Genomic DNA, 16,948 nt, shown 5'->3' with positions numbered 1-16,948 from the left:
TTCAGAGCTTTTATCCAACCGTCCGCTATGTATCTTTCTACCCTTCGGTCTTATATCCTACCCGCGCTTCTGGCTACTGTGATAGTGCCGATGGGGGTGCTAGCAAAACCGCACGCAGCCGTAGCGCCAACACCTACTACTAGTCTCGAATTTGTAGAGAACAAAGGCCAGTGGGACGCCTCCACTCGCTTTGCAGCCAGCCTACCGGCCGGCCGTTTGTTTCTGGCTAGCACCGGCTTTACTTATACCTTCGCCGACCCGCAAGCCCTACGTGCCTACCACGACCATGAGCACGGCAAGGCTACTGCCGCCAAAGGACCCATAGACGGCAGCCTGCGCATGCACGCTTACCGGGTTACGTTTGAGGGAGGCAACGCCAAAGCCCACGTGCGGGGGGAAGAAGCAACCGCCGAAGTACGCAACTACTTCCAGGGCAATGACCCGACGCACTGGGCTAGTCAGGTGCGCGGCTTTCGGGGCGCACGGTATCAGGAAGTGTACCCCGGCGTAGATGTGCACCTCTACGAGAATGCCACTCATCAGCTAGAATACGACTTTGCTGTGCGCGCCGGTGCCCGCCCGGAGGCTATTCGACTTCGCTACTCGGGCGCCGAAAACGTACGCCTCACGCCAGAAGGTAGCCTATTGATTCATACCAGCGTGGGCGACGTTACCGAGCAAGCCCCGCGCGCCTGGCAAATTCGCCCCAATGGGGAGCGGGTATCCGTGCCGTGCAGCTTTGAGTTGTCGGGTACAGTTCTGAGTTTCCGCCTGGGGCGCTACGACCGTAAGCTGCCCCTGCTCATTGACCCCACCGTCATTTTCTCCTCGTTTACGGGTGCCACCGGCGACAACTGGGGCTTCACGGCTACGTATGACGCGGCAGGCAATATGTACTCGGCGGGCGTGGCATTTGCGCCCGGCTTTCCAACTTCTACCGGAGCCATTCGCACTACCTTCGCCGGCGTTGGCGACATGGCCATCATCAAGTACCGCACCTCTGTTTCGGGTAGCGCCTCCCGTATGTATGCCACTTACGTCGGCGGCAACTCGGTTGATGTGCCGCAGAGCATGGTGGTCAACAGCCGCGACGAGCTGGTCATTCTAGGAACTACGGGTTCTACAAACTACCCCGTAACTAGTGCGGCCTTTTCGCGCACATTCAACGGCGGCTCTTTCTCAGATCCGCTCCAGGAAAACGACTCGCGCTACATTCAGTACCCACTTGGGTCCGATTTGGTAGTAACTACCCTAAACGCCAATGGAAGCGCACTAATAGCTTCTACTTACTTAGGGGGGTCTGGCAACGATGGCCTGAACCTGAATCTGAACGCCAATCTGACGTCCCCCTTAGTTAACAATTACGGCGACCAGTTTCGGGGTGACATCATCACTGACTCCGACAATAATGTGTATCTGGCCTCCACTACCATGAGCAACAACTTCCCGGTTCGGAATGGCTTCGACTCTAGTTTTAATGGTATTGCTGATGGTGTGGTGTGTAAGCTTTCCGCTAACCTGAGCACACTCATCTGGAGTAACTTTTTAGGAGGCAGCAGCTACGATGCCGTGTACTCCATTCAGCTGGGTGCGGGCCGGTCGGTGGTGGTAGCTGGCGGTACGAACAGCACGAATTTCCCCGTCACGGCCGGTGCATTGCTGACCACGGCTCCCGCGGGTGTCAACGGCTTTGTAGCCCGCATTGCGCCGGCTGGCACTAGTATTCAGCAGGCTACCTATGTGGGCACTACCGGCAACGACCAAGCCTATTTTGTGCAGCTAGACGCCTCCGATAATGCCTACTTGTTTGGGCAGAGTTCCGGCAACTACCCTGTGACTAGTGGGCGCTACCAGAATGCCGGTAGCCACCAGTTTATTCATAAGCTCAATGCTACCCTAAATCAAACCGTGTACTCAACGGTGGTAGGTACGGGGCGCCTTTCCTATGATATTACCCCCACAGCCTTTCTGGTAGACGACTGTGAGCGAATTTACATTTGCGGCTGGGGTGGTTCCATCAACGATGGGTACGGTATCGGCACCCTTGGCAGTTCTACTGCTGGCCTACCCGTTACGTCCGATGCGGTTCAGTCCCGCACCGACGGGTCCGACTTCTATCTAGCTGAGTTTACGCCCGGCATGGGCAGCTTGGAATACGGTACGTTCTACGGGCAAAGCGGTGGCCGCTCGGGAGAGCACGTGGACGGGGGTACCTCCCGTTTCGACAAGCGCGGCATGGTGTACCAAGCCGTATGCGGCGGTTGTGGCGGCGACCAAGGGTTCCCCATCCCACCCGGCGCCAACTACTACACTACCCGTAATGGAAGCACCAACTGCAACAACGCCGCTTTCAAGATTGATTTTGGGGTAGTTATTGCTGACCCCGGACCTTCACGCTACGTGTGCTCCAGCGACGGACCTATTACCCTAGGTGGTAGCCCCGCGGGCGGCACTTGGGCGGGCCCCGGGGTAACGGCCATTGCGGGTGGCGGCTACTGCTTCACCCCCTCCGAATCCCTCATTGGCCGAAACACCCTCACATACTCAGTGGCAGCTACGGGCATTTGCGTGAGCACCAAACCGCTGCGCATCACGGTTATGGCTACCCAGCCCGTTACTATCACGCCTGTTCCGGTACTATGCCGCAATGGCAATACCGTAACGATGCAGGCAACGCCAGCCGGGGGCACCTGGAGCGGGCCGGGCATGTCGGGCACTACGTTCAATCCCGCGCAGGCTGGGCTGGGTACCCACACCCTCACCTACTCCCTGGCTGATACGCTGGGATGCGCTACCGGAACCTACCAAGTAACCGTCCGGGAACTCCCACGGGTAGAGGCGGGCCCCGACCTTGTGCTCTGTGCTTATGAAACGCAAGCCGTACAATTACAGGGAATGGAGCCCGCTGGTGGCACCTGGAGCGGCACCGGGGTAACTCCAACGGGCCTGTATACCCCACCCAACACCGACCTGAAGGGCGGCATCTATACGCTTACCTACTCTTATAATATAGGTGGCTGCGTAAACTCTGATACAAGGCGAGTAGTACTAGCCCCTTCTCCTACTGTTAATTTTCCTCTGAACGTACCCGAGTGTACAGCGGCGCCACAATACACAGGCTTAGCCCCGTTCACGTGCTCCTTTCAGCCTGTGCTGGCGGGTGGCACCTACACTTGGGACTTTGGCGACGGTAGCCCCCTTTCCACGGAAGCATCCCCAACGCACCAGTACGTCAGCGCCGGCACATATAATGTAAAGCTGACGGCTCGCTATGCCAACTGTAGTGTGGAAACCGGCTTCGCCCCGGTAATAGTAGGCGACGTGTTCGTTCCCAACATCATCACGCCTGGCGACGATGATATCAAAAATGACACTTTTATCCCGCGCTTCAGCTGTCAGCCTGCCACTCTACGAGTCTTTACTCGGTGGGGCAATAAGGTGTACGAAACCGCTAATTATCGCAACGACTGGCGCGGCAACAATCTAGCTGACGGCCTCTATTACTACCACCTGCGCGACGCGGAAGGCCGCGAAGTGAAAGGCTGGGTTCAGGTAAAGCGGTAAGGCGCCACCCTCTGCTCTAGCGTCATCTTACATGAGTAGATAGAGAACGGAACTCCCGCGCAGAGTATTTCTGTTGGAAGATATAGTATAGTAGTACCCTATAGGTAGGGAGCCGCTACTATACTACCTGCCTTGTGAACTGGACTTCCAGCGGTGATGCTACTGCCTTTTCGGGTATAAGGCAGCCTCGCTAGGCCCCAAGCCATAGCCCCTTTGGATTCGCCGGGTATTTGTGCTATCTTTGCACTAGCAAACGAAAGACACGAACAGAGGGGACGGATAGTCCCCTCTTTCTTTTGCCACCCCGCCCATCGCTTGTATGAAACTCGACCGCGCCCATCTCGCTGAACTGCTGCAAGAAAGTCTGCCTACTGACGGCAGCTTGTTTGTAGTAGACCTAACCGTATCTGACGCCATTCGGCCCAAAGTAACTGTTACTCTCGACAGTGAGCAGGCGCTGGGCATTGACGAGTGCGCTCAAGTTAGCCGCCGTCTGGCCCGCCGGGTCGACGAAGTGTATGGTGAAGACGCCAGCTACACGCTGGAGGTAACTTCCCCCGGTGCTCACCAGCCCTTGCGCGACCCGCGGCAGTACACCCGTCACGTTGGTCGGTCCTTGGCGCTTAAGCTACAGGACGGCACTGAGAAAACTGGCGCTCTGGAAGCCACCGAAGCAGAAGGCATTCAGCTAGCAGAAGTGGTGAAGGAAAAGAACAAGAAAAAGACGCTACCCGCCGCCTTTATTCCCTACTCGGAAATTCAGGAAGCGCGCGTAGTCATCTCCTTTAAATAACATAACCCGCTGCGGACCCGCAGCCCCATCCGCTACCGGGCCCGCAACGCTATTAGAGTAACTAGCAAAACCAATGATTCCATGAACAGCAACGTGCTTATTGAATCGTTTGCCGAATTCGCCCGGTCCAAGAACATTGACCGCCCCACGATGATGAGCATCTTGGAGGAAGTGTTCCGCACCATGATCCGCAAGAGATACACCGATGACGCCAACTTCGACGTCATTATCAACGTGGATAAGGGCGACTTGGAAATCTACCGCAACCGCGAAATTGTAGACGATAACTCGGAGGATATTTGGGACCACGACAAAATTCCGCTGGCCGAAGCCCAAAAAATTGAGCCCGACTACGAAGTAGGCGAGCAGGTGGCTGAGGAAGTAAAGCTGGAAGATTTCGGCCGCCGTGCCGTGCTCATGGCCCGTCAGACGCTGATTCAGCGCGTGAAGGACCTGGAGCGCGACAACCTCTACCAACCTACAAAGACCAGGTAGGTGAAGTAGTAGTAGGCGAAGTTTACCAGGTATGGAGCCGTGAAGCCCTTATTCTTGATAAGGACGAAAACGAGTTGGTACTGCCCAAAGGCGAGCAAATCCCGAAGGACCGCTACCGCAAAGGCGACACCGTGCGTGCGGTAGTGCACCGTGTAGAAGTTATCAATGGTACACCCAAGATCATCATCTCGCGCGCTGCTCCGGCCTTCTTGGAGCGCCTGATGGAGCAGGAAGTGCCAGAAATCTATGATGGTCTCATCACGATTAAAAACATCGTGCGGGAGCCTGGTGAGCGGGCCAAGGTAGCTGTAGAAAGCTACGACGACCGTATTGACCCAGTAGGTGCTTGTGTAGGCATGAAAGGCTCACGTATTCACGCGGTGGTGCGGGAGCTGGAAAACGAGAATATCGACATCATCAACTACACCAATAACCTGGAGCTTTACATCGCTCGGGCGTTGTCGCCGGCTAAAATCGGCTCGATGAAGATAAACGAACAAACTGGCCGGGTTTCAGTGTTTCTGAAGCCAGACCAAGTGTCATTGGCCATTGGCCGGGGTGGTGCCAACATCAAGTTGGCTTCTCGCTTGGTAGGAATGGAAATTGACGTATTCCGCGAAGCAGAAGACTTTGAGGAAGATATTGCCCTCGACGAGTTCACCGATGAAATTGAAGGTTGGGTAATTGAAGAATTAAAGAAAATTGGCCTTGACACTGGCCGCGCCGTACTGGCGGTGAACAAGGAAGACCTTGTTCGTCGCACCGAACTAGAGGAGGAAACCGTGGAAGAATTGTTCCGCGTAATCCGTAACGAGTTCGAAGAGCATGACGAAGAGGGTCAGGTAGAAGAACAAAATTCCGGCGCCGCGCAATGAGTGCGCGGCGGCCGGTACGGCAAGGGCGTTAAATCAAGCCGGGTGGCGTGATTTAACCCCGCCCGGCAAGATTTAATGTAGTACCTTTGCAACTAGATAAGAGTATCGTTCGCGAGCATAGAATGGCGGAAGCAGCAACCAAACGGCTACAACAGGCGGCCAAAGACCTGAACGTTGGGCTTTCCACGATTGTGGATTTTCTGGCGGGTAAAGGGCATATCATCGAAAATAAACCCACGACGAAGCTAACGGGGGAGCAAGTCTCCTTGCTCAACAAGGCTTTCGAATCGTCGGCAAATGATAAAATCGAAGCTACCAAGCTCAGTCAGGCCAAACGCCAGAACGAGCAGGAAGTAGTTCCGCCCCGCCCCGCAGAGCCAGCAGCGCCCAAAGCAGCTGCTAGCCCCGCCACGCCCGTTTCGGCCCCAAAACCTGTTGAAACCCCACAGGCTGTAACTCCCCAGCCCACCCCGGCGGCGGCAGCTCCAGCAGCTCCGGCTGAAGACACTAACCGTGTTCCTGGCTTGAAAGTACTGGGCAAAATTGAGTTGGATGCGAAAGGACGTCCAGTGCCGCCGCGTCCGGCAGCACCTACACCTGCCCCCGCAGCACCTGCGCCCCCAGCGCCGGCTCCCGTAGCTGAAGCACCTAAGCCAGCGGCTCCGGCGCCAGTTCCGCAGCCGGTGGCTAAGCCAGCGGCTCCGGCGCCAACCCCGCCACCGGCACCAGTTCAGCAAGCACCTAAGCCTGCTGCACCTGCTCCCAGCCCAGTGGTTCAACCTGTAGCCAAGCCGGCTCCTGCTCCGCAACCCACGCCAGCTGCCCCACAACAGGCAGCTGCACCCGCGCCTAGCACGGCACCAGTTGCGGCAGCGCCAACTACCCCAACTCTTCCAGCAGCCCCCAAACAGGCTGCGCCAGCGCCTAGCGCTCCGGCTGCACCCGCAGTACCGGCTACTTCGGCGCCAGCTACCCCAGCCGCCGAGACACCGGCCCCTGCTGCCACCGAAGAGGCTAAAACCATTGTAGCAAAAGCCGACCAGCTAAAAGGTCTTACCGTACTCGGTAAGATTGAACTTCCCCTCGATTCTTCGCGGCGCGGTGGTGGACGCGGTGCGCGCCCAGTTGCTTCCTCTGATGTTCGGAAGAGTGGCCTCGGCCCCGATTCTAAGAAGAAGCGCCAGCGCATTCCAATGAATGGTCCCGCTACTCCTGGTCAGCAGGGTGGTGGTCAGGGCCAACCAGGTACCGGTCAGGGCAATCAAGGTGGCCAGGGTGGCAACCGTCCCGGCGGACCCGGTCAGCAGGATCGTCGTCCTGGCGGTCAAGGCGGCCAAGGTGGCAACCGTCCCGGTGGACCCGGTCAGCAGGATCGTCGTCCTGGCGGTCAAGGCGGCCAAGGTGGCGGCAACCGTCCGGCTCCTACCCCAGCTACGCCTGAGCAGAACGAAAAGCAGATTCAAGAGCAGATCAAGGCAACACTTGCTAAGCTCAGCGGTGGCCGTGGTGGTCAGCAAGCTAACCGTGCTAAATACCGCCGCGATAAGCGCGCCAACATTGCTGAAGCTGCTGACTTGCAGCGCCAGCAAAACGAGCTAGCCTCGAAGACGCTGAAAGTAACCGAGTTTATTTCGGCAAACGACCTAGCTTCATTCATGGACGTGTCGGTAAACGAGGTTATTAAGGTGTGCTTGAACATGGGCATGTTCGTGTCCATCAACCAGCGCCTTGATGCTGAGGCTATTACGGTAATTGCCGATGAATTTGGCTACGACGTAGAATTCCTAAGTGCAGAGGAAGAGGATACGGTTATTGAAATTGAGGATAACGAAGAAGACCTTCAGCCACGGGCTCCCATCGTGACCATCATGGGTCACGTCGACCATGGTAAAACCTCGCTACTTGACTACATCCGTAATGCCAGCGTAGCCAAAGGTGAAGCTGGTGGTATCACTCAGCACATCGGCGCCTACGATGTAATGACTAAGTCAGGCAAGCGGGTAACGTTCCTTGACACTCCTGGTCACGAAGCGTTTACCGCTATGCGTGCCCGTGGTGCGAAGATTACTGACATTGCCATTATCGTGGTAGCTGCTGATGACTCGGTGATGCCACAAACTAAGGAAGCTATCAATCACGCTCAAGCGGCCGGCGTTCCTATCGTAATTGCTCTCAACAAAATTGACAAGCCTGGTGCTAACCCCGACAAAGTGCGGGAAGAACTTTCGGCTATCAATGTGTTGGTAGAGGAATGGGGTGGTAAATACCAAAGCCAAGAGGTATCCGCCAAGACCGGTCTCGGTATTGAGGACCTTCTCGAAAAGGTGTTGCTGGAAGCCGAATTGCTCGACCTCAAGGCGAACCCAGACCGTAGCGCAGTAGGAGCAGTTATTGAAGCCTCGCTTGACAAAGGCCGTGGCTACGTAACTACCATCTTGGTACAAACGGGTACCATGCAGGTTGGTGATATTGTTCTGGCAGGACCACACTTCGGTCGTGTGAAAGCCATGACGGACCACCGCGGCAAGAAGATGAAGAAAGCTGGCCCGGCTACTCCGGTACAGGTTTTAGGATTGACTGGTGCACCACAGGCTGGTGACAAAATTCAGGTGATGGAAACGGAGCGTGAAGCCCGTGAACTAGCCACCCAGCGTCAGCAGCTAGCTCGCGAGCAAAGCCTGCGGACCAAGAAGCACATTACCCTCGACGAGATTGGTCGCCGCTTGGCTATCGGTTCGTTCAAGGAGCTTAACGTGATTGTGAAAGGTGACGTGGACGGCTCGGTAGAAGCACTGGCCGACTCCTTATTGAAGCTGAGCACGCCAGAAGTGGCCGTAAACATCCTCAACAAAGGCGTGGGTGCCATTTCTGAATCCGACGTACTCTTGGCCTCGGCCTCTGATGCTATCATCATCGGCTTCCAGGTTCGTCCCTCACAGAGCGCCCGCAAATTGGCCGAGCAAGAGCAGATTGATATCCGTCTCTACTCTATCATTTACAACGCCATCAATGAGGTGAAGGATGCTATGGAAGGCATGCTTGCTCCAACGGTGAAAGAAGTGGTAGTGGCCAACGCCGAGATTCGTCAGGTGTTCAACATCACCAAGGTAGGCACCATTGCCGGCTGTATGGTGACGGACGGTACCTTCACTCGCAAAACCAAGGTACGCCTTGTGCGCGATGGTATCGTGGTACACTCAGGCGAGATTCAGGACCTCAAGCGCTACAAAGACGATGTGTCGGAAGTACGCCAAGGGTACGAATGCGGTATCTCAATTAAGGGCTTCAATGACCTGCGCGAAGGCGATAACATTGAAGGCTTTGAAGAGCAAGAAGTAAAGCGGACGCTCTAAGCGCTGCTCAACAACGATAGGAAAAGCCTCAGTCTACTTCAGTAGGCTGGGGCTTTGTCGTTTTGTAGTGCTACTAGGGAAAAAGGTTACTGCCTCCTCTGATGCCGCAGATTCTTCTATCTTCGCACACTTTCTACACTAATCCTGCAAATATTTGGACTAAACTGCTACTACTCCATTGTACCTGCAACACCCTCCGCATGAAGATTCTTGCCCTTACCTGCCTGCTGCCTTTCGTTACCTTATTTCATAGTTCTGCTCAGGGGCAGGTTCCTGTGTTACGATCCGGTGGGCAAAACATATTGGCGAAGCCTAGTAATGCCTCTACGCGTAGCAGCACGAGCAAACATTCGGGAAGTTCCACTACCTATGCTACCCCTCCCTTCGGATCTAGCCAAACGAGCACTGATGGACTGTTTCGCGAGGGTACTACTGTAGTAAACCTGGGCCTTGGCTTAGGGATGGGGTACGGTTCCCATTTTCGCAGTGTGGATGCTACACCAGCAATGAGTATTTCGGCCGAACGCGGAGTACTGGAAGGAATAGGCCCCGGCGTGATTGGTCTTGGTGGTTTGATTGGGTATAAGGGATACCGCTACGACTATCCGGGGTCCGAATACAATGCTTCCTGGCGGAACATTGTTGTGCTTATACGAGGCACCTATCATTACGACCTACTCCAGGTTCCTAACCTAGATACCTACGTAGGCGCTAGCATAGGAGCCCGGTTCGAACACTACAAAGATACGTACCTGGAAACTGTGCCTGCTTCTGAATATGATCCAGGACTCGGTACCAAATTTGAAACTGGTGTTTTTCTAGGTGGGCGCTATTATCTAACCAACCGAATTGGAGCTTTTGCAGAACTTGGCTATGATATGAGCTATTTCAAGCTAGGCCTTACAGGTAGGTTTTAGGCAACATAGGTAACCAGCCAATCCGCTACGTGCACAACATGAAGTGAGCCAACCGGCTTCCGCATGTACCGTCCTACTTACCCAGCAATGAAAAAGCCCCAACGCGGTACGTTGGGGCTTTTCCTATTCGTAGCATGTATGAGTTCTGACTTACTTGAAGAACAAGAACCCATGCTTTTTCTTCTTGTGCTTTAGCGGTTTACCCTTAGGATCTACAAAGCCAGCGGCACGGGTCTGACCACGTTTTTGCCGGGCTGTACCAATGCGGTTGTCCTTAAACTTCTTTACCGTGAAACCACCGGCGCCCTTCTCGTACTGCCGCGCAGGACCGGAAGAGCGGCCGAAGCTCGTGTTGCCAGTACCTCCACCCGCACGGGCTTCCAGAATCTCCATCTGCTGGTCGCGCTTCGCTTCATCGGGATTCATGCTCATGCGTTGCTGCATCCGGGCAATGTCACCCGAGGAAGCCTTCCGCTTTTTGCGCAGCCCAGCCTCATCCGCTTTACGAGCCTGCTCAGAGCGCTCGGGGCTAGTAGATTGGGCATGAGCGGGGGCGGCCAACAGACCAGCAGCAGCAAACACTGCAACAACGAGCAGCTTCATCATGAGGAAAGAAGGTAGAAAAATCCGGTGGCCAGGAGGCCGGTGGCAACAACCTGGCCAGGAAGTTATTGCCCAGCAACGGGCAGGTGGGTAAGTTAGTTCAAATTTTCCTAGAACTTGTATGTCAGGCCAATACCTAGCGTTTCTTTGAATTGAATTCGGCGCCCCCGGTCGTCGGGAGTACCATCTTCGTTTCGGTCTAGGGGTACCAGTACGTCATCATCATACACCAGGTTAGTAGAGATACTGGCACTGATCAGCTTGTTGACCTTGAAGTTGATGAGGTTTTCCCAGTTGACGTCCACGTTCTGAGGATTATGAAAGTAGTTACTGAACAACTCTAGCCGTGTTTGGTACACGATGTTTTGCCCCAAGCTGCGGCGGTAGCGGGCATTCAGGTACGCGCCCAGCTCTTCGCGCAGCCGCTCCCCAGTTCCTCGAATAGGCGCATCCGTTGTATCACGGCGGGCAGCTTTTACTCCAAATGCTCCCGCGTCGGCTAGCGTGCGGTCAGCTACGATGGTGAACTTCCCGGTAATGGGAGATGCAAACACAGAGAAGTCGTCGTTGGGTTTGTATTCAACCCCCAGGGAAGTCAGAATATAAGCCGGTGCAAAAAAGCGCGACAATAGGGAGTCTGGCTTGTTAAGCGCCTTAGTGGGCGTGATCTGCGTTTTGAGGTTCATCTGCGCCGTGTACGAAAGCTTATTAGCGAACTGACGACCATAGCGGGCATTTAGCTCCAATCGGTCATCGTTTTTGCGCATGCGCGCCTTACCTGGCTTGAGCAGCCCATATACCATATCTGCTGCTAGGTCGAAAGTATGGTCGGCGCCACGGAAGTGCGCGTATACGTTGCCCAGAGCAAGCAACGATAAGGAACTTTGCCCACCAGCAGCCCAATTGCTTAGACTAACTTGACTGAAGTTGAGCGTGCCTACGCCCCCACGATGCCAGCCCCGGGCCGTGTCGACCTCAGTAGCCACTTTGTATGTGTAGACGGGCACCGGGCCCCGATTTGGAGCGGGCACTTGTGCTAGGAGGCACGGCGTGGACAATACTAGTATCAGGGTAATCGGCCACCTACTCCTTCCCACTACGTTCTTCATTTTCAACAGAACTACATTTTTGCGCAAAGAAAAGCCGGTCCTTGCTCCTTCCAGAGCAAAGGCCGGCTTTTCTTTGCCAGTATTACGGCTGCTACACCCGGGTACGAAGCGCGTCGCGAATTTCCATCAGCAGGGCCTGATCTTTCGTAGGGAGCGGATCGGCCACGGCTATTACCTCCTGCGGACGCTTGAAGCGGTTAGCTAGTTTCACTACCCAAAAAATCACGAAGGCAATGATGAGGAAGTAAATGACGGCGTTCAGAAAGTTGCCGTAGCTAACGATGGCGGCTTTCGCATCTTGGGCTGCCTTGAGGTCCTTATACTGCTGACCGTTAAGGGCAAAAAACTTCTCTTTGAAGTCAATTCCTTGGGTGAATACACTCAGAATGGGCATGATGATGTCATCCGTAAGCGAGGTTACGATCTTTCCGAACGCACTGCCAATGATAACGCCAATGGCCAGATCCAGCACGTTTCCTTTTGAAATAAACTCTTTAAACTCTGACACAAATCCCATAGTAGTGAGAAGGTTAACGGTGGAAACCAACAGCAATACGGGCAAATATATAGTTTTCATCAGCTAGTCCTACCGTTGTGCTTCTGCCAACAGCAAGCAAGTCCTGATGCGGTATACATAAGAAGGCGCTACCGTCACTTTCGCGGTGCACTCTTACATAAGGTCGCCTACCATACGGCCAGATAAGGCAGCAGCCACCGCAGGGCTTTTACAGTATCTTTACCCGCGTTCTAACTGCCCCATCCCTATCTACTTTTCGCATGGCCTCTTTCGAAAACCTGCTTTACGAACTAAATGCTGCTACTGGCATCCTTACGATTACCATCAACCGTCCTTCCAAGCTCAATGCGCTCAATGGCGCTACCATCGAAGAAATTCGGGGTGCCATGCAGCAAGCCTTGGACGACTCGGCAGTGCACGGAATCATTCTTACTGGTAGCGGCGAGAAAGCCTTTGTAGCTGGTGCCGACATTTCTGAGCTAGCAGCCCTAGACGAAATTGCGTCGCGCCGGGCGGCTGAGCGCGGGCAGGAGGCATTTTGCATGATTGAGGAAAGCTCCAAGCCCGTTATTGCGGCGGTAAATGGCTTCGCCCTCGGGGGGGGCTGCGAGTTGGCCATGGCTTGCCATCTGCGCGTAGCCTCCGATAACGCCCGCTTCGGGCAACCAGAAGTAAACTTGGGGCTGATTCCAGGCTACGGGGGCACCCAACGCCTCGTGCAGCTCATTGGCAAAAGCAAGGCCTTGGAGTTACTCCTCACCGCCGACCAGGTAAAAGCAGAGGAGGCACTGCGCCTGGGCCTAGTCAACCAGGTAGTTTCTCAGGCCGAGTTGCTGCCCTTCTGCGAGCAGTTGCTAACACGCATCCTCACGAAAGCGCCCCTTGCCCTGGGCATGGTAATCGACTGCGTAAATGCTTACTTCGACAAGGACCGGCATGGTTACCAGACGGAGGCCAATGCCTTTGCCCGCTGCTTCGCGTCGGAAGACTTCCGGGAAGGCACTTCCGCTTTCTTAGAGAAGCGCCCCGCTGCATTTACTGGCAAGTAAAAACACTCGTACGCGGCAGCCAGCATTACCTTCTAGGGATTCAGTGGGCAGGCTTGCATTGGTAGCGCACCTTTCTGAGCCGAGTATGTGCTTGGCCGAGTTTTCATCTTACAGTTTCAGTTTTTCATCGTATTGAATGAGTATTGCCAAGCGGCTGGCTTCCCAGACGGCCATTTATGGTGTCAGCAGTATTGTGGGCCGGGTACTCAATACCCTGTTGGTTCCGCTCTACACAAGCAGGTTTGTAGCCGCTGAGTATGGTATTGTAACAGGGCTATTCGCCTACGTGTCGTTTCTGAACGTGCTGTTCACCTACGGCATGGAAACTACCTACTTCCGCTTTGCTAACCGCCCCGGCACCGACCGACCAGAGTTGTACAACCGGGTAATGACCCTGCTGCTGCTGACCAGTGCGCTATTCACGGCTGGTTTGGCATTGCTGGCTAGGCCACTCATGAGCTTGCTGGCCCTGCCGCCGGGCCATGAGCGGTACGCCGTCTGGATTGCTTTCATCCTGGGTTTAGATGCCGTAGCAGCTATTCCCTTTGCCCGGTTGCGTCTGGAGAATAAGGCCCGTCGATTCGCGGTTATTCGCTTCGCCAATATTCTGATGAATGTGGGCCTGAATCTGTTCTTCATTGTATTTTGCCCGGATATTTTGGCGGGTAAGTACTTGGCTGGCCTACGGCCTCTAGTAGAACAGTTATACGATCCTAGCATTGGGGTAGGCTACGTGTTCCTCTCGAACCTAGCGGCCAGTGCCTTCACGCTCGTTCTACTGGCGCCCGAGTTGCTAGCGGTGCGGTTCCGCCTGAATTTGGAACCGCTCCGGCCGCTGTTGCGGTATGCCTACCCTATTATGCTGATGGGGCTGGCCGGCATGGTCAATGAAACGCTAGACCGGATTTTGCTGCCGCGGTGGCTACCAGAAGGCTTTTACCCGGGACGTAGCAACCTAGCAGCCGTTGGTATTTATGGGGCGTGCTATAAGATTAGCATCCTGATGAACCTCGTGATTCAAGCTTTCAGGTACGCGGCCGAGCCGTTCTTTTTTGCTCAAAGTAACGAGAAAAACTCCCCACACACGTTTGCGCTGGTGCTCAAATGGTTCACGTTGTGCTGCGCCATGCTGTTCGTTGGTGTAAGCATTAATGTGGAGCTAGTGGCCCGGGTATTTCTGCAAAGGCCCGAGTACTTAGAAGGCTTGAGTGTAGTTCCGGTTCTGCTGCTAGCCCAACTGTTTCTGGGAGTGTACTGGAATCTTTCGGTGTGGTTCAAGCTCACCGACAAAGCCTACTATGGTGCCTACATAGGTTTTGCGGGGGCTGTACTCACCATCGTTCTAAACTTCCTGCTCATTCCCATAATCGGCTATATGGGGTCTGCTTTAGCCACCTTGGCCTGCTATTTTATGATGGCGGCTATCTGCTGGTGGCTAGGAGATCGGCACTTCCCGGTGCCTTACCCCGTAGCGCGCTTGCTCATATGGCTGCTTGTTGCAGTAGGCGTAGTAGCAGTTAGCTGGTGGGCGCCCATTAGTGAGGGTTGGGGACGCTACGGGTTCCATGCCCTCCTCACCCTAGGATTTGTGGGGCTAGTAGCCGCCGTGGAAGGCCGGCGGTTGAAAGCTCTCTAACTACTAATCTTTTCCAGTTCCTCGTTTGAAGATAGGGCCTTACTAACATGCTAGTAAGGCCCTATCTTCTTTCTGCTGAGAACTGGTACCGACAAAAGCCAGCTGAGGCGCTGCGAAACACTCTTAATTCCTGATGATTTTTCCATTGTCGCGCCCAACTGTTGCCTGATTAAACACAACTGTACGCCCCCTAGCTAGCGCATATAGCTGCACAGCAGATTACAATACTAGCCTTGAATTATACCTGAGAATAACTTGCTTTGTGCGCTGGTAGCCTTTCAAGGCACCCTTGCTTGCCGCTTTCAAGTTACAAGCTTCTATATTTTCTGGGAGCAACCGCCGCCGGGCCTACGGTCTGGGCTGCTCACTTTTGTTTTGGGTACTTCCCTGCTGTTCTTTCGCTTATGCTCCTTCCCGTCATCAACCAGTCGCGCCATGCGCTGCCCGAGTACCAAACTGCCCACGCGGCTGGTCTGGACGTACGGGCCAACCTCACCGAGCCGGTTACGTTGAAGCCCCTGCAACGTGCTTTGGTACCTACTGGTTTGTTTGTAGAAATTCCGGTGGGTTACGAAATGCAAGTACGCCCCCGCAGCGGCCTAGCATATAAGCACGGAATAGGTATTGTAAACAGCCCAGGCACTATCGATGCCGACTACCGTGGAGAAATCAAAGTCCTCCTCGTTAACCTTTCCGACCAGGATTTCGTGGTGCAGGATGGGGAACGAATTGCTCAGCTGGTAGTTGCGCGACACGAAACGGTGCAATGGCAACCCGTGTCAACCCTCAGTGAAACTTCACGGGGAGCGAGCGGCTATGGTAGTACAGGCCAGCAGTAGTCAAACTGGTTCTTTTTTTCTTAATATTCGGTGGCCAAAATCTAGTTATCATTGCTAATTAGTTGGCCTTCGCCTCCCACAGACGAGACATTCTTTCCTGCGTACAAGTAATTTCTTAACTCCCGAATACCCTCACCTCTATGAAAATCATCGTTCCGATGGCCGGCATGGGCAAGCGCATGCGCCCGCATACCCTCACTGTTCCCAAGCCTCTTATTCCTATTGCTGGTAAGCCCATCGTACAGCGCCTCGTAGAGGACATTGCCAAAGTCTGCGGCGAACAAGTAGACGAAGTAGCTTTCATCATTGGCCGCTTTGGGGCGGAAGTAGAGAAGAGCCTAGTAAAGATTGCTGAATCAGTGGGTGCCAAGGGCACTATTCACTACCAAGACGAGCCCCTAGGTACGGCCCACGCCATCCTGTGCGCTCAGTCGGCCCTGAGTGGCCCGGTAGTAGTAGCTTTTGCCGACACCCTTTTCAAAGCCGATTTCATCCTGGATTCTTCGGCCGAGGGCACCATCTGGGTGCAGCGCGTAGATGATCCTAAGCCGTTCGGGGTAGTAAAGCTCAACGAGGAAGGCCAAATCACGGACTTCGTGGAAAAGCCCGAGACGTTTGTGTCGGATCTGGCCATTATCGGCATCTACTACTTTAAGAATGGCGACTACCTGAAGAACGAGCTGCAATATCTGCTCGACAATGACATCAAGGACAAAGGCGAGTTCCAGCTCACCAACGCCCTTGAGAACATGAAGAACAAGGGCACTACCTTCGTACCTGGCCGTGTAACGGAGTGGCTCGACTGCGGCAATAAGGATGCTACCGTGTACACCAACCAGCGCTACCTGGAGTACCTGCAGGAGCGGGGCGAAAACTTAGTAGCCGAATCCGCCAAGGTGACTAATTCCGTATTGATTCCGCCAGTATACATCGGTGAGGGCGCCATCATTACTGATTCTGTGGTAGGACCACACGTATCGTTGGGTAGCCAAAGCAACGTGCGCGGTTCGGTGCTGTCTAATAGCATTGTACAACAATCGGCCTCCGTGTTTCATGCCAACGTTACAAACTCCATGATTGGCAACCACGCCACCGTGGCAGGTACTCCCGACGACTTGAGCCTAGGCGATTATAACACACTCCGCGTGTGATATTTTTGCCTCTCCTGACGTTGCAGTAGCGCGGCCCTTGTGGCCCT

General features: G+C 54.5%; 11 protein-coding genes and 1 pseudogene. 9 read left to right on the top strand and 3 right to left on the bottom strand.

The features are described 5' to 3' along the window. Nucleotides 1-27: 27 nt before the first annotated feature. From VI25_RS11535 to VI25_RS24695, 5 genes and pseudogenes are all read left to right on the top strand, one after another. A complete protein-coding gene (locus tag VI25_RS11535; RefSeq protein ID WP_161806929.1) occupies nucleotides 28-3,564 on the top strand; it encodes a gliding motility-associated C-terminal domain-containing protein in 3,537 nt (1,178 codons plus the stop codon). Between the two features lie 319 nt (nucleotides 3,565-3,883). After that, a complete protein-coding gene (gene rimP, locus VI25_RS11530; protein WP_173664790.1) occupies nucleotides 3,884-4,357 on the top strand; it encodes a ribosome maturation factor RimP in 474 nt (157 codons plus the stop codon). An 81-nt stretch (nucleotides 4,358-4,438) separates the two neighbouring features. After that, nucleotides 4,439-5,727, top strand: a pseudogene (nusA, locus tag VI25_RS11525) (transcription termination factor NusA). A 122-nt stretch (nucleotides 5,728-5,849) separates the two neighbouring features. Further along, the gene (gene infB, locus VI25_RS11520; RefSeq protein WP_045687145.1) at nucleotides 5,850-9,080 is read left to right on the top strand and encodes a translation initiation factor IF-2; all 3,231 of its coding nucleotides are present in this window, start codon (nucleotides 5,850-5,852) and stop codon (nucleotides 9,078-9,080) included. 200 nt (nucleotides 9,081-9,280) lie between these two features. Beyond that, nucleotides 9,281-9,997 (top strand): hypothetical protein, encoded by a 717-nt coding sequence (locus VI25_RS24695; RefSeq protein WP_045687146.1) that lies wholly within the window; start codon nucleotides 9,281-9,283, stop codon nucleotides 9,995-9,997. A gap of 150 nt (nucleotides 9,998-10,147) precedes the next feature. Here the strand turns inward: VI25_RS24695 and VI25_RS11510 are convergent, their stop codons facing one another. The 3 genes from VI25_RS11510 to mscL form a co-directional block, all read right to left on the bottom strand. Further along, entirely contained in the window at nucleotides 10,148-10,603 is a 456-nt protein-coding gene (locus VI25_RS11510) for a hypothetical protein (protein ID WP_055562509.1), read from the bottom strand. 107 nt (nucleotides 10,604-10,710) lie between these two features. Beyond that, the gene (locus VI25_RS11505) at nucleotides 10,711-11,607 is read right to left on the bottom strand and encodes a DUF3078 domain-containing protein (RefSeq protein ID WP_045687149.1); all 897 of its coding nucleotides are present in this window, start codon (nucleotides 11,605-11,607) and stop codon (nucleotides 10,711-10,713) included. Nucleotides 11,608-11,800: 193 nt separating this feature from the next. After that, a complete protein-coding gene (mscL, locus tag VI25_RS11500) occupies nucleotides 11,801-12,286 on the bottom strand; it encodes a large conductance mechanosensitive channel protein MscL (protein ID WP_316934316.1) in 486 nt (161 codons plus the stop codon). Nucleotides 12,287-12,486: 200 nt separating this feature from the next. Here mscL and VI25_RS11495 point away from each other — a divergent pair, with 200 nt between their 5' ends. The 4 genes from VI25_RS11495 (at nucleotide 12,487) to VI25_RS11480 (ending at nucleotide 16,901) form a co-directional block, all read left to right on the top strand. Next, nucleotides 12,487-13,275 (top strand): enoyl-CoA hydratase/isomerase family protein, encoded by a 789-nt coding sequence (locus tag VI25_RS11495; RefSeq protein WP_055562508.1) that lies wholly within the window; start codon nucleotides 12,487-12,489, stop codon nucleotides 13,273-13,275. A gap of 136 nt (nucleotides 13,276-13,411) precedes the next feature. Next, nucleotides 13,412-14,911, top strand: a complete 1,500-nt coding sequence (locus VI25_RS11490) for a lipopolysaccharide biosynthesis protein (protein WP_055562507.1) — start codon at nucleotides 13,412-13,414, stop codon at nucleotides 14,909-14,911. Between the two features lie 404 nt (nucleotides 14,912-15,315). Then, nucleotides 15,316-15,750, top strand: coding sequence for a dUTP diphosphatase (gene dut, locus VI25_RS11485; RefSeq protein ID WP_045689026.1), 435 nt, complete (start codon nucleotides 15,316-15,318; stop codon nucleotides 15,748-15,750). A gap of 140 nt (nucleotides 15,751-15,890) precedes the next feature. Further along, nucleotides 15,891-16,901, top strand: a complete 1,011-nt coding sequence (locus tag VI25_RS11480) for a sugar phosphate nucleotidyltransferase (RefSeq protein ID WP_045689027.1) — start codon at nucleotides 15,891-15,893, stop codon at nucleotides 16,899-16,901. Nucleotides 16,902-16,948: the final 47 nt, after the last annotated feature.

Source organism: Hymenobacter sp. AT01-02 (genome assembly GCF_000961955.2).
Classification (GTDB): domain Bacteria; phylum Bacteroidota; class Bacteroidia; order Cytophagales; family Hymenobacteraceae; genus Hymenobacter; species Hymenobacter mucosus.
The sequence above is the reverse complement of the archived record's forward strand: the minus strand, read 5'-3'. Positions and strand labels throughout refer to the sequence as shown.

What these genes read in the sequence shown, in the direction of transcription:
- dut (WP_045689026.1), top strand. Translation starts at nt 15,316, where the DNA reads ATGCTCCTTCCCGTCATCAACCAGTCGCGCCATGCGCTGCCCGAGTAC.
- VI25_RS11480 (WP_045689027.1), top strand. Translation starts at nt 15,891, where the DNA reads ATGAAAATCATCGTTCCGATGGCCGGCATGGGCAAGCGCATGCGCCCG.
- VI25_RS24695 (WP_045687146.1), top strand. Translation starts at nt 9,281, where the DNA reads ATGAAGATTCTTGCCCTTACCTGCCTGCTGCCTTTCGTTACCTTATTT.
- rimP (WP_173664790.1), top strand. Translation starts at nt 3,884, where the DNA reads ATGAAACTCGACCGCGCCCATCTCGCTGAACTGCTGCAAGAAAGTCTG.
- VI25_RS11510 (WP_055562509.1), bottom strand. Translation starts at nt 10,603, where the DNA reads ATGATGAAGCTGCTCGTTGTTGCAGTGTTTGCTGCTGCTGGTCTGTTG.
- mscL (WP_316934316.1), bottom strand. Translation starts at nt 12,286, where the DNA reads ATGAAAACTATATATTTGCCCGTATTGCTGTTGGTTTCCACCGTTAAC.
- infB (WP_045687145.1), top strand. Translation starts at nt 5,850, where the DNA reads ATGGCGGAAGCAGCAACCAAACGGCTACAACAGGCGGCCAAAGACCTG.
- VI25_RS11495 (WP_055562508.1), top strand. Translation starts at nt 12,487, where the DNA reads ATGGCCTCTTTCGAAAACCTGCTTTACGAACTAAATGCTGCTACTGGC.
- VI25_RS11535 (WP_161806929.1), top strand. Translation starts at nt 28, where the DNA reads ATGTATCTTTCTACCCTTCGGTCTTATATCCTACCCGCGCTTCTGGCT.
- VI25_RS11490 (WP_055562507.1), top strand. Translation starts at nt 13,412, where the DNA reads ATGAGTATTGCCAAGCGGCTGGCTTCCCAGACGGCCATTTATGGTGTC.